Raw genomic sequence first — 14,777 nt, 5'->3', positions numbered from 1 at the left:
AAGCTAAAGTAATAGGATTCTGCTTTATTCCAAAACCACTTAAAATATTTTTTGACCGTTATTCGGCGCGCATGCTTTTCACAGGATCAGCCAGTGCGGCTTTAATCGCCTGGTAACTGATGGTACCTACTGCGATGAGTAACGCAATAATGCCTGCTACCAGGAATACCCACCAACCAATGCTGATACGATAAGCGAACACTTCCAGCCATTTATGCATACAATACCACGCCACTGGCGTAGCAATAAAAAAGGAAATAAGCACCAGCTTGAGAAAATCGCGGGATAATAAATTCACGATATCTGTTACAGAGGCGCCCATCACTTTACGGATACCTATTTCACGGGTACGCTGTATAGCGCTATAGGAAGCCAGTCCCAATAATCCCAGGCAGGAAATAATAATGGCCAGCAATGCAAAATTGAAAAAGAGTTTACCAAATCGTTCTTCTGTGCGGTATTGGCGGTCAAAGAATTCGTCCAGGAAAAAATAAGCGAAAGGACGATCCGGCATGAGTGCTCTCCACTGTTGTTCAATGGCAGACAGGGTACCTGGGAAATCGCCCGGTGCTATATTCACTGAAATCATATCACAATCCTGCGGCTCAATACGCATGGTCAGAGGGCTAATGTCCTGCTGCAGGGAGCGATAGTGATAGTTTTTTATAACGCCGACAATAGTACCTGTGCGTCCCCATTGCCGGAAGGTTCTGCCTATAGCTTCCTCCGGTTTGGTATAGCCTAATAGTTTCACGGCAGCCTCATTGATGATCATCGCCTGCGTAGTGTCTGTACCATACTCCCTGGAGAAAGCACGGCCTGCTAGCACCTTAATTTTATATTGTTTCAGGTAATCAAAGTCTACATCGTATAAATCCAGGTTGGCCACCTGCATTTCGCCCTGCTTATTCATGATCTCTGTGTAAGCCCCGTTGGCTTCCCCTCCAGGCACGCCTGATCCCATACTTACGGAATTCACTTTAGGCATCCTGGCAATGGCATCTCTCAACGCGTTTTTGGAGGGATCACCATGACTATCAATGACCAGCATCTGGTCTTTACTGAAGCCCAGGTCTTTCGTATGCATGTAATGCATTTGCAGATACACGATCATTGTACCAATGATCAGGGCGATGGAAATAGCGAACTGCGTTACCACTAAACCCTTGCGGAGAAATACGCCTTTGGTTCCGGTCGCGAAGCGCCCTTTTAATACAGATACCGGTTTAAAAGAAGAAAGTACCAATGCCGGGTAAATACCTGCCAATAAGCCAATCACAATAGACGCCACAAACAATATCACGATATACCAGCCATGAGAAAAGACGCCAGGACTAATGGTTTTACCAGCCAACCGGTTAAATGCCGGTAATAATGCCGCGAATAATGCCACTGTTAATGCGAAGGAGATGAAACATAACAGCACACATTCTCCGATGAATTGTCGTATTAACTCCCCTTTGGTAGCTCCCACCACTTTGCGGATACCTATTTCTTTGGCGCGCTCTACGGAGCGGGCAGTGGTAAGGTTGATGAAATTAATACAGGCAATAAACAGAATAAAAATAGCGATAACGGCAAAAATATACACATTCGTGATGCTCCCCTTTTCATAAGCAGAATAAGCGCCGGAATACAGATAAATTTTTTCTAAAGGCTGCAGCTTTAAGGTATAAAACATTTTATCCCTTTTCCTTTGCTCCCCGTTATGCCGTTCTATAAAATCCGGAAACTTTGCTTCGAGTGAGGCAACGTTGGTATTAGGTTTCAGCAGCAAAAAAGTAGACGCACCAAAATTACCCCACTGTTCATCGAGCCCTTTATTCATCTTCACCAGTGAACTCATAGCGACCAGCATGTCTGCTTTCAGCTGCGAATTCTCCGGCATATCTTCCATAACACCAGTGATGGTATGAGGTAGCATGTCACCGGTTAACAATATCGTTTGACCAATAGGATCTGCATCGCCAAAATATTTCTTTACGGCAGTTTTGCTTAACACTACACTGTTAAGATCTTTCAGGACGGTAGCCGGATCACCTTTCAGGAGCTTGAAATCAAACATCCGAAAAATGGTAGAATCTGCGAATAGGGAATGTTCTTCCTGGAAACTGACATTACCTCTCTTCACCAGTAAATTCCCTTTACTCACTCTCATAAAGGCTTCTACTTCCGGGAAGTCGCGCTGCATATTAGGTCCAAATGGCCAGGGGGTAATTCCCCCTTTTATCAACTCACTGGGGGTTTGTACATCACAGGTGACGCGGTAAATGCGGTCGCCTTTGGAATGGAATTTATCATAACTCCATTCAAAATGTACATACAAAAAAATAAAAAAACAGGCGGTCAAACCTACGGTAAGACCTAATACATTAATCAGGGAAAACACTTTATTTCTCCAGAGATTGCGCCAGGCAATTTTGAGATAGTTTTTGAACATTATTGACAGTTGATAAGATGAACCACTTACACACACCGGCAGAGGGCGGCGAAGAAAATGCCACGCCAAAAGTAGTTTAAAACCAAGGCTAATCAAATAAAAATAATTAAACATATGTCCACTTCAGGACGAGGATTGTCCGGAAATGGACATCTATTTTAAATCGTCGCTGATTATTATTTAAGACGTGATAATATTTCTATCACCACGCAAATAAAATGCGTGGTGCGCAGGTATGTTTGTGATAGCAAAAGACGGTTTGTTAACCCCTAAATTTTAGCGAATAGCATGACCCTTATAATGAATAGTTTGACCCTTGAAAGCCATTGTTGTTGATTCTTTATTGTTGATTCTTGAAAGTCCATAATTGTTGACCTAAAGTCCATTGTTGTTGTTAACTAAAATCCATTGTTGTTAACCCTAACCCTCCCTTCCGCCTATACCTATGTACTGTCCGGCATTGTTTCCGTGGAAAGACGATTGCTCATCAATCGGCTTCCACGGGATGATGTCTGGGTTAAGCCTGTAAACTGTTAATGAATACCAAACAAAAAAACAGCACCACTATCGTGATGCTGTTCAATAAAATAACTCCCAATCAACTACCCCTTCTTCTTCAAATCAATCGTCACACTATTTCCCCATTTCATAGGCGCCACATTCCAGTACACTTCTCTCAAAGTCAGCTTCATACTTGCCGGATCTAACGCCGCAAACAGGAAAGTCAGCTTTGTTTCATCTGTAGCAGATGCGACTCCTTTCATTGGGGAATCGGCGCTGGCAGCGCTTAACGACACATCATTATCCGGGCCTGCCCAGGTATAGAATTTACTTTCATGCACATGGCCATGCAGGTATGCGCGGATGTTGGTATGTTGTTTCAGGAAAGCGGCAAACGCACGTTGTTCTATCAGGCTGGCGGTTGCAGGTGAAGTACCGTCTTTGAAATGTTCATCGAGTACATTGTCGAATTTATCTGTGGCATTGATGCTGTGATTACCATTTGGATTGGTGAAGTGGTTAGATACCACTGCAGGTTGATCATGCGCCACAATGATCACCGGTGTTTCGGCTTTCACGTTTTGCAGATCTGTATTCAGCCATATTCTTACGGCAGAATCAGGCCACATCTGGATGAAGCAGAAATGCACGCCTGCGATATCACGGGAGTAGTTAATGCGGTCGCCATTGTAGTTGTAATTCAATGCGGTTCTAAGCAAAGATGGTTTAAACATCACGTTGTAAATTTCCGCCATAGAGCTGGCATCTGTTAACGGCTGCATCTTTGCATAGTAGCCGATCGTATTGGAAACATCGTGGTTACCTGGCACCATGAGAAAACCAGCAGGTTGCTGATCCTTATTCTTCAGGGTAATATTTTGCAGATAGTCCGTTTTAAACTGTGTCCACGAAGTAGCCGCGGTTTGCACGCTGGCATTCGCTTCCATGCGGTTGGCAATATCACCGGCTTCCATTACATAGTCAACGCTGGCTATTTTTTTGCCGGCATTTACACCACCATCATCTGGTAAGGTGAGGTCGGGCAGGGTATTCATCTTTGTTACCATAGCCGCATTCACCGTATGTGCGTCTACGTTAGCTCCCCCCTGGAAGGCAGCGCGGGTAATTCCATAGTGCGCATCAGAGGTAAATACAAACTGTACTACGGCAGGTGGCGGCGTAGTGGGATCATCATTTTTCTTACAGCCAGATATCACTGCTACAGCGAATAAAGGCAACAGATAGCTACAATTCTTTTTCATACAATTTATTTCCGTTTATAAAATGAGATGGCTACTTTCTCGCCGGCATATTTCCTGGTCTCTGAATCGGTGAAATAACCACGGCCGTCCAGTGCAAAGCAAATGCCTTCTCCCTGACGTTCATTGCCGGCATAAGGAGCATCCTGAGGTTTCCGTAATAAGGTGGCTGCAATGGTTTCGCCGGCTTGTCTTTTCCAATACCAGATTTGTCCGGTATTGCGTATTAATATTTCCGATCCATCCGGCGAGATATCGCCGGCAGTGAGGTGATCAAAAGGGAGTTTATCCAAAGCTACCAGCGTGGTTTTGCTGGTAGTAGATTGCGGGTAACGCGCCACGTACAGGGTACTGCGACTCTGCTCTTTGGTAGCTATGTAAAGATCCTTCGTTAACGGGTCCAGCAACAGCGACTCTGCGTTTACAGGACCACCCGGATACTTCAGCTCAATTTTATCTACGGCCGTAATGTTAACCACTGTAGTGGCATTGGCGGCCGACAAATCCGGCTCCGGGAAACGATAAATACATATGCTGGGATAAACGGCATTGTTATCGCCAATTTCCGCTACATAGATATACGACTGGTCTTTCTCCGGTCCGGGGCCGGTGGCAATATCTTCCCAGTCGCGGTTGCTGATGCCGGTCAATACCAGTGTGCCGGCATTTCTGCCATCCGCGGCTGTTACATACACTTCATTGGAATTGCCGCTGTCTTCATGCACGTATAACAGTCCGGGGTTGCGGTGACTGGGTGCTACACCGGATAATTCCTGGTAATCCTGTCTTGCGGTAATGCTTACCTGTGGCGTTTCATTAAACAACACGCAGCGGTCCAGCAGGGAAAGGTCGTAGGTGGCTGTTTTGGTGGTGTCCACTATCACACCGGAAGAATCCTTACCGGGTGCGATCCCATCTCCCTTACTCCCTTTACTACAAGCCACAGTAGCCCCTATGCAGGCAGATAAAAAAAGAAAACTATACATGTATTTCATCTCTGAAAAATTAAAATGAAAAAGGACGTGCAAAGACGTCCTTTTTCGTAGGCTTAGGTATAGCGATTAATAAGTATGCTGATTCCCTGAATTATCAGTAGGGAATGCACCCAGATCTCTATTAGGCGCTGTGATGGTTGCACCATAGATACCACCAGCAGGCACCACTTTCATTGGGAAACCATATTGGTTCAGCAAAGTAGCAGTAGGTTTGGTAGGAATGGCATTTTTACCGGTACCACCTACATATACGCCGGCACCAATAGCAGGAGATCCTGATTTCAGGTGGAAGTCAGCGCCCACAGGAATCTGGTAAACGCGGTAGTTAAGGAGCTGGCTCATCGCAGCCATATCATAGTTAACAAACATTGGATCATATTTCAGGGAGTCGTTAGCCGGGTTAGTACCGTTGTTGGTGCCATTGAGGGCAATAGTACCATTGATATAACCATTGATGTCGTACGACTGTTTCAGGGTGAACTGATTAGGCTCAATGAATATCATAAACTGTTCTGCCCCACCCATTGGATTACCTCTGCCAATAGCAGTGAGGTTATTGTTGTACAGGGTGTTCAGGGTATCGCTTGGTTTACCTTTCTCAGAGTGGAAAGATATTCTCAGACCGGCTTTACAGTTTACGATGATGTTATTGAAGATATAACCGCCGGCGTTGGTTTCTGTATTGATCGAACCATTACGGGTAGCTTTGGTTTGTCTGAATCCGCAGTTAACGACGGTGTTATTATAGATGTTCACCATACAGGTTTTACCGGTAGATCCGGAAGTCTTCAGACCATTGGTAGCAATGCCATAGGTAAGATTATAAGCCATATCACCATATACACCGTCTTTGATATTAACAGACTCACCACCAGTAGCACCCATTTTGGTGAAGGTGTTACGCATGAGGCTCATGTTTACGTTGTTTGGACGGATACCATCATCTTTGCTACCATAAAACCAGGAATCTTCTACGATCAGGGTACCTAAAGTAGTGCCCTTGCTGTTCATGAAAATAGTGAAGCGGGAATCGCCAACACTGGCTCCATATTGAGGCGCATCAGCACCCCAGGCGCCACCGGTATATTCAATGTGTGACCAGCGGAGTAATAACAGTTTAGCGTTACCACCACACTGAAAACCACCCCAGTAGCCTTTGAAGGCGGGGTCGTTACCAGCATCATCTTTATAGTTGATATTAGATTTTTTCACCGTCTCAGTTTCTGCTACGGTAAACCAGTTTTGTGCATTTTTGGTACCATCACTTACCAATGTACCATTTACCAGGAAGGCTGGAGAAGTAGCAGGGCTTTTACCATCACCATGAATCAATACGGTAACACCTGGTTGCAGATAAAGCGTATCACCTTCGTTGATGGTAACATCCGACATAATGTGATAGGTTTTACCAGCCAGCATGGTACCTTTCAGCGGAATAGGATTGTTATTGGCATCCTTCTTTGGGAGGATGGTATCACTGATAGTTTGACCAACAATCACCAGTGGTTTGGAGATGTCTACATGTTCGTCACCTTTTTTACAGGAGATGACAGACATTGCCACCAGGGCAACCAGGCCGCTTTTAGAGAGGATCTGTTTCATAAGTTTCTACTTGGAAATTGAAAAATTTATTATGGAAAAATGTTAAATCACAAATCGTGCACCCAGCTGGAAGTCCTGACCAAATGTATCTTTCTGGATCAATGTTTTATTGTCACCAGCCTTCGGCATTGGTACTGTGTTGGATGGGGCGCCATTGATATATAACTCGTAAGGCGTGTTCAACAGATTCTGAATTTTGGTAAAGACAGAGAAGTGTTTGCCTATTTTCTTTTCTGCGGAAAAATCAAAGGTATTCATGTCTTTCTGCCAGTAGTCATATCCATAGTAGCGGGATACCGCAGCAATTCGTTTACCAGTGAGTTGCCAGTTCAACTGCATGTCCAGCCCTATTTTCGGATTCTTATACAGTAGGGCGGCGTTGGCAACATTAGCCGATTGCCCCTGTAACGGACGCTTCTCCAACTGATTAGCTTCCTTTCTGTCGAAAGTGCGCATTTTCGTCGCTTCTATAGTAGAATTGGTATAGGTATAGTTAGCGCGGATACCAAAGTTGCGAATATATTTTTCATACACTATTTCAAAACCAAAGTTAGTCGCATCACCATAGTTGTTGGGTTGATATTCCGCCTGATTTTGTACAACGCCTTTCACAAATCCCCACTCAATCGGATTGGCAAGCTTCTTATAAAAAGCACCAATCAATATCTGTTCCTCTGGATGAGGAAAATACTCATAACGGAAATCAATGTTATCTGCTGTAGTATGTTTCAGTTTGTTATTTCCTTGTTCCGTATACTCATCTCCGAAGTAAGGATAAGGTATCAGTTCAAAATAAGCCGGGCGACTAATAGAGCTGAAATAAGATAAACGCAGATTGGTTTTGCTATTCAGCACATATTTCAAATGTACACTGGGCATAATGTCGCTATAGGTGATCTTTCCATTTTTACCCTCCATACTTGCCGGTGCGTCTGTAAAATATTGCTGATCGGTATTCTCCATACGTGCACCTACAATAGCTTCCAGCTTCTTTACGGTAAATTTCAGCATAGCGTAACCGGCGGAAATATTTTCATCTGCCCGGTAGTTATTACCATCATCGGGTGATCCTGCAGGATTGGTCACTATCCAGTTGAAATGATAGATATCTGTCCACAGCTGAAATGGCTGTCCTGCATCCGTTACCCTGTCCAGTTTATATATCTGGTGAAAGTTATCCCGGTGCTTATTCCTGTACATACCACCGATACTGAGTTTAAAAGGAATCTCAGCTACCTTTCCACTATAAGCAGCATTCAGATACCCGGCATAATCCCGATCATTATTCTTCCACCACTCCCGGTTATAGCCCGTTACCACATTGGGATGTTGATAAGGTACCTTGCTGGCTCCATCTGCATAAAATCCACCATCATACTCATATTCGGCCAGATCAGGAATACTGTTGCTAGCTTTTGAGTACACAGCAGACCAATCCAGTTTCAAACGTCCCGGCAGTAAATCATGCTCTCCATGTAAGGTAGTACTGTTGATTCTTTGACGCTGATACTTCGCCCGGTTCTGATACCATACCTGTCCTAACCCCGGCGCCAGACGTGGAGGCGGTTGCAGGGTATCCATACCTATTCTTGCCTGCGCTTCGTCTAATATGGCAGTGAAAGAATAAACACTGATTTTATGATAATCATTAAAGCGATAATCTACTTTCGCATTTAAACCAGTTCTTTTCACCTCGGTAGAATAATCACGCACATAGGCATGTTTCATATAAATGGTGCCATAGTCATTCGCAACATCCTGGTATTCATCTACCGGGTTATAAATACTGTGATAGCCTTTATAAGTATGCTGGTAAGAACCACCTAACATCACCCCCAGTTTGTTATTAAAAAACCGGTTACCGATAGATAAATTCGCGAAGAGATTCGGTGTAAAATTTTTCTTGTTGAAGTTCAGGTTATCACGGGTAAAATCGCCCGGCTGCGCCAGATAGTCCGGTCCGTTGGCTTCGTAAGGCGACTTACGATTAATTGCACCAGTAGGGAAATAATCGAATTTCCGGTCCATCAGTGTTTGATTATATCCTCCGGAAAAACTACCGTTCACGTATAAACGCTCCGGTGCATTTTTCATCACCATATTCACGGTGCCACCAATGGCATCACCTTCCATATCAGGCGTGAGCGTTTTATTCACTTCCACTCTTTCTACCAGATCGGCAGGAAATAAATCCAATGGCACATACCTGTTTTTATTATCAGGACTGGGAATTTTCACCCCGTTAATCAACGTATAGTTATAACGTTTATCCATACCACGGATGATGGCATAACGTCCATCTCCACTGCCACTCTTCTCCAAAGACACGCCAGATACACGTTGTAATACGTTCGCAATGGTAATATCCGGTGATAACTGTATATTTTTTGCAGAGACGATGTTCATCACATTACCTGCCAGCTGCTCCGATTTTTTGGCCGATGCAGCAGATTCGCCATCCCGTTTTCCATTGACACTAACGGTATTCAGGTCCTTTGCTTTATTACGCATCGCCAGCAACAGATAAGTACTGTTGTCGATATGCACCACGGTATCGATGGTATAATATCCCATATAAGTCACCTGTAAATGATAGGTACCCGCGGTTAGTTTATCAACGCTGAAAGTACCATCCAGACGGGCGCTACCGCCACGCTTCGACTCATGCAAACGTACGGTGGCACCAGGTAATTGTTCCTTAGTTTGAGTATCAATAATTTTTCCTTTGAAAGTCACTTCGGACTGCTGACTAAAAGCGGCTGATTGGCAGAAAAAAAGTAAAAAGAAGATGAGTATCGTTCTTATCATCCTGTAGAATTTGTGCAAAGGAAATTTTATTTTTTTTCAGATAACAGGGCGGTGGCGCATCTTAATAGAATGGTAATTATATGGTAATGATTAGTTAACAAGACATATTCTCAAACAACAGGTAGATACGCGCAAATATTATCCAGTGGGCGATTGGGCGGAACCATGCATCCGCCTGCAAATGCAGGCAAACAGCTGAAAAACAATCCGGTAACATACAATATGTAATCATTCTGGAGGAATTCTGTATTCTTAAAAGTGGCTTATCTAATAAAGATCTTCCGATTACCTGCTGCCATTCATTTAGTCGTTACAACATCTGATTGCAGGCTTGCAATCGAAGTACTACAGATGCTGTATAGGTAGCCGGTATATGTACGCTTTCTCTTTTTTACGCATTTCTCCGCTTGATAGCAATAGAATTTAGACGGACATTTGTATGGAAGCACTGGCCCCAATAGCATACGTTCCCCAAAAAAGTTTGATCATTTATCAGTACCCCAAAAAGTCGTGCTTCTATATTTAAATAAACCCCAAAAAAAGTAAGTCATGAGCTATCAGTTCAAAGGCAACTTAAAAGGCATGCTATGCGACGATTACTGCATAGAAGCCATTGCCAACGTAAAAGTCCGTATTTACCGGGCAGTCGCCTCCCGTGAGGTAGTACAACAGGCTACAGCAGCCGCCAAGGAAACCTTTCATGAAGTCAGCGCAGAAGAGCTGAAGAGTAAGGAAAGTAGTCTCCTTGCAGAAACAATGACGGATGCCGAGGGTAACTTCAGCATCGATTTCGGTCGCGAAAGTCAATACGAAGGAGAAGCCTTCGACATTGATTTCGAATGCGGCAATGTACCCCGCCCCAAACCGTATCCTAAAAGATTACCGGTATTACAATTCCACATTACCACCCTGCAACCGAAGTGGCGCCAAACAGAAAACAACTTCCTCGCTTACTGGGAATATCAGATTCCTAACCGCTGGTGGTGCGCCATCCGTGGCAAATTTGATGCGTGGATTATTTGTGGCCGCGTCATTAACTGCAAAACCAAATTGCCGCTGAAAGGCCTGCAGGTAGCCGCTTTTGATGTGGACTGGTTGCAGGATGATCCATTAGGCAGCGGTATCACCGATGCTACCGGACATTTCCGCATCGACTACACCACGGCAGACTTCAGCAAAACCCTGTTGCCTTTCCTCAACGTAGAATGGCCTGCTGGCCCGGATCTTTACTTCCGCATCACAGAGCCTGTTTCCGGCGCTGTATTGCTGAATGAAGACCGCAGCATCGGTCACCGCAACGATCGGGCTAACAGAGGACCTTGTTTCTGCATAGAGCTATGTGTACCACAAGACGTAACCCCTAATAATGAAGTCCCTGCCCTCTTTGAAAGAGTAGGCGGTTATGATATAGGTCCCACAGGCGCACAGTTCGATGCCAATGGTTACACAACAGACGTTCCTAAGCTGGCGTTCTACGGCGGCCTGGATCTGAACGGCACCCTGCCCAGCGGTACCAACACCAATGAAATGGAATACCGCTTCCGCATTTTTAACGCGGATACCAACTACGAGTTAACCGCCACCCAGGTATTGAATGCCATGGTGCCATTTAAAATCGGTGAGCTGCTAAAACAAACCGGGCCTATCACCTGGACACATGACGCCGTTATCATCACACCGGCACTTAACAGTGCAGGTGAATTATGGATCACGGTACCACGCGGCAACAACCTCACCACCGGTATATTTACGCCTACCAATGGTGTGCTGGCCGGAATCAACTCGTCCGCGCTGGCATTGGATGCGGCCAACACCACGTTTGCCAATAATGCTTTTGATTTAACTGCGCCCACCGTACTCATTGCAGGCACCGCTGTACCAGCGGCCCAACAGGCGCCTATTCACACCTTCAAAATTGTTTTTGAAGCCCGCAAAGTGGGTACCACTACCCTCACTGCCGTGAATACGCTGGACAAAATCGTGATCTCTAATGTGAGCTACAAACAACGCCGTCACCCGGGTTGGGGTTATACCAACGACGAAACCCTGATGGCCGCAGCGATGCTGGAAATAAAAGAAACCACCGGCAGTGGCCACGGTTGCGGAGGCATTACGACCACCGTTACGGCACAATACACCGTATGTCATCCACATGTGGAAAGCTATATACTGCGCTTTGAAGGCAATCCAACGTTGCCAACACCGTTCAGTGCCGGCCCACCACCATACGCCACTGAATACCACGACAATAACAAAGCGTTCAGCACCACTGGTATGGAACCTTGTGCTTATATCCTCTGGTTGGATTTGCAATTGGGCCTCACCAATGGTTATCAGAAAATACCACAGATCCATGATCATATCGCGTTCTGTAAAACAAGCTGATATGCATTATGACAATGAAGGCTGCCTCCTGTAATGGGAGACAGCCTTCTATATTGAGCTAAAAGCATAAAGCATAAAGCATAAAGCTATTTAAGCGAGTGATTAAAGCGTATTGATATCCGCAATGATCACTCGCTTAAATAGCTTTATGCTTTCTGCTTTTAGCTCCTTTTACGCCCGTTTCAGCATACATAACAGCAGCAGTAACGTGAAGTTACCGAACTGTCCACGCAAACGCTCCAGCGCATGATAAACCAGTTGATGTGCACTGGTAACCGTCATATACATGATCTCAGCTACCTGCTCATAAGAAAGATCCTCATAGTATTTCAGGAAAACGGCTTCGCGTTGCCGGTTAGTGAGGTGCATTAATACGGTAGTAGAGTGGGCTGCCAGCGCTTCCATCCGTTCCTGGCGAAGCAGTGGGTGTGCACAGTTCAGGTCCACGTTAAAAGGAATATGCTCGCCAGCCAGCTCCCCATCATGACGGGAAGGGCCTAATTCCAGCCTGCCCAGCAGAATACGGCGGAAAGCATGAAAGAGATATTGTTTCACCACTGCAGGATGTGCAATACGTTCCCGGTTCTGCCACAACTTCAGGAAGAGATCCTGCAGACTTTCTTCTATGCAAATGCGATCGGGGGTAAATTTATAACCGTAGTTAGTGAGCGGGTGATAATATTGTTCGTACAAACCTTCCAATGCTTTTACATCTCCCTCTTTATAGGAGTACCATAATTCATTTTCGTGCATGAGTTGGAATATTGGGATTTGCTTTTGTGATGACAAGCAAAATACAGCAAAAAACGTTTCCGGCAAAATGCCGGTTGCTTATAATTTTTTTTAATTAATTTAGCCGACGCACACTATGAAATAATTACTATGCGGTTGCCCGATACTTTTGATGAAGCCCAGATGCTGGAATTGCTCAGGCAGGGAGATGAATCTTCCTTTGCCCGCATATTCGGCCGGTTTCACCGCAAAGTATACGGCACGGCGCTGGGATTCCTGAAATCCCCTACCCAATCGGAAGAAATAGTACAAGATGTGTTTATGAAGGTTTGGCTGAAGCGGGCCGAATTTGGCGACGTCAAAAACCTGGAAGCCTACCTGCTGGCCATGACCCGCCACCTGATCCTGGACCGGCTGAAGAAAGCCGCTTATGAAAATACACACCTGAAAGCCTTTACAGATTCCTGCGCTCATTTTACTGACACTACTGACCACCGGTTACGCAACCGCCAGTGTGAAACATTACTGGAAGAAGCCATTACCCTACTTCCTCCCCAACAGAAACAAGTATACACCCTTGCTAAAACTGCAGGTTTATCGCAGGAGGAAATTGCTCAACAAATGGGGCTCTCCCGTCTTACTGTTAAAAAGCATATGGCCATGGCCCTCCACCGCATCCGCCATTACCTGGGCCAGCATATCAGCACTTATGGCCCCCTGCTCCTCTGGTTATTGCTCCGGTAATTTTTTTCCGGCCAACTACTCCCTCCACCTTTTCCAGTCGTCTTATAGGTATGCATCGTATTGCCGAACTACTTCATAAGCATTTACAAAACGATTTAACCCCTGCCGAAAAGCAGGAGTTGATGCAGTATGTAAAAAGCGAAGAGTTGGATGAAGTATTCAAAAATAAGATCAGTGAATACTGGCAATCAGCCGAAGATGCCCCGTTTTTGCCGGAAAACAAACAAAACGCCATTCTGAACAGAATCCTGTTCTCCGAACAAACTTCCACACAGCTATTACGCGACACCACTACCCGTAAAAAGAAACGATACAGCATGCTGGCCGCAGCGTCCCTCCTGGTGCTGCTGCTGGCGGCCGGCGGATTTTTCTATCTGCCCAAAAAGACGGTTCCCCCTCCACCGCTTGTTATGGCCCACGACATCCAGCCTGGTAAAGCAGGCGCCATTCTCACCCTGGCCGATGGCTCCACCATTGTATTAGACAGCGCCCGGGAGGGCAGGCTGGCGAAACAAAATGGCGCCAACATCACCAAAACAGCTGCCGGTGCACTCGCTTATGATGTAACCACGCAAACTGATTCCGGCACAGTAGCCTGGAATACCATTACCACTCCCCGCGGTTCACAATACGAAATTACGCTGCCGGATGGTACACGGGTATGGCTCAACGCAGCTACCTCCCTCCAATATCCTGTAGCCTTTGTTAAAGGAGCCGAAAGGAAGGTGATCCTATCCGGAGAAGCTTACTTTGAAGCCAATAGCAACGCACAATCACCTTTTAAAGTAGCCATACAAACCCACCATAATAATGAGGGCGAAGTAACCGCGCTGGGTACCCGCTTTAATATTATGGCGTATGACGATGAAGCGGCTGTACATACCACCCTGCTGGAGGGCGCCGTAGTGGTATCCCGGGCAGGCAACAGCAAAAGGTTAATCCCTGGTCAGCAGGCCATCTTCCCCCCTGAAAGCAACAACACTATCCTTATAGAAAATGTAGATACCGAAATTGCAGTCGCCTGGAAAAAAGGATTTTTCCGGTTTGACCAACAGAAGCTACCAGCTATTATGCGCCAGATAGGCCGCTGGTACGACGTAGACATTAACTATGATGGCAGGATACCTGACATTATTTTTGGCGGAGGAATCGACAAAAACCTCCCGCTGTCGCGCATACTGGGAGCACTTGAAAAATATGGATTACGGTTTGAAATCGCAGACCGGAGAGTAAATGTATTGTCGACGCAGTCAACCAATAATTAAGAGCACATGTATTTTATCAACTGAAAATAAATAAACGTTACAAATC

9 protein-coding genes are annotated in these 14,777 nt (G+C 45.4%); 3 read left to right on the top strand and 6 right to left on the bottom strand.

Annotation, left to right across the window (positions count from 1 at the left end):
- Positions 1–58: 58 nt before the first annotated feature.
- The 5 genes from AC1DFM_RS27575 to AC1DFM_RS27555 all read right to left on the bottom strand — a co-directional run bounded on the left by AC1DFM_RS27575 (position 59) and on the right by AC1DFM_RS27555 (position 9,605).
- Positions 59–2,440 (bottom strand): ABC transporter permease, encoded by a 2,382-nt coding sequence (locus AC1DFM_RS27575; protein ID WP_477079996.1) that lies wholly within the window; start codon positions 2,438–2,440, stop codon positions 59–61.
- Between the two features lie 602 nt (positions 2,441–3,042).
- Positions 3,043–4,203, bottom strand: a complete 1,161-nt coding sequence (locus AC1DFM_RS27570; protein ID WP_477079995.1) for a metallophosphoesterase family protein — start codon at positions 4,201–4,203, stop codon at positions 3,043–3,045.
- Between the two features lie 5 nt (positions 4,204–4,208).
- Entirely contained in the window at positions 4,209–5,195 is a 987-nt protein-coding gene (locus AC1DFM_RS27565; protein ID WP_477079994.1) for a hypothetical protein, read from the bottom strand.
- Positions 5,196–5,261: 66 nt separating this feature from the next.
- The gene (locus AC1DFM_RS27560; RefSeq protein WP_477079993.1) at positions 5,262–6,797 is read right to left on the bottom strand and encodes a hypothetical protein; all 1,536 of its coding nucleotides are present in this window, start codon (positions 6,795–6,797) and stop codon (positions 5,262–5,264) included.
- A 42-nt stretch (positions 6,798–6,839) separates the two neighbouring features.
- A complete protein-coding gene (locus AC1DFM_RS27555; RefSeq protein WP_477079992.1) occupies positions 6,840–9,605 on the bottom strand; it encodes a TonB-dependent receptor in 2,766 nt (921 codons plus the stop codon).
- Between the two features lie 549 nt (positions 9,606–10,154).
- On the opposite strand from AC1DFM_RS27555, the gene AC1DFM_RS27550 reads away from it, so the two are divergent.
- The gene (locus AC1DFM_RS27550; RefSeq protein WP_477079991.1) at positions 10,155–11,990 is read left to right on the top strand and encodes a transthyretin-like family protein; all 1,836 of its coding nucleotides are present in this window, start codon (positions 10,155–10,157) and stop codon (positions 11,988–11,990) included.
- Between the two features lie 171 nt (positions 11,991–12,161).
- Here AC1DFM_RS27550 and AC1DFM_RS27545 read toward each other — a convergent pair whose 3' ends face one another.
- Positions 12,162–12,743 (bottom strand): RNA polymerase sigma factor, encoded by a 582-nt coding sequence (locus AC1DFM_RS27545; RefSeq protein ID WP_477079990.1) that lies wholly within the window; start codon positions 12,741–12,743, stop codon positions 12,162–12,164.
- A gap of 129 nt (positions 12,744–12,872) precedes the next feature.
- Here AC1DFM_RS27545 and AC1DFM_RS27540 point away from each other — a divergent pair, with 129 nt between their 5' ends.
- Entirely contained in the window at positions 12,873–13,466 is a 594-nt protein-coding gene (locus AC1DFM_RS27540; protein WP_477079989.1) for an RNA polymerase sigma factor, read from the top strand.
- Between the two features lie 50 nt (positions 13,467–13,516).
- Positions 13,517–14,731 (top strand): FecR family protein, encoded by a 1,215-nt coding sequence (locus AC1DFM_RS27535; protein ID WP_477079988.1) that lies wholly within the window; start codon positions 13,517–13,519, stop codon positions 14,729–14,731.
- Positions 14,732–14,777: the final 46 nt, after the last annotated feature.

This window comes from Chitinophaga sp. 05T412 (assembly GCF_056396465.1).
Note: the sequence above shows the minus strand (reverse complement) of the source record. Positions and strands in the feature narration are given on the sequence as shown.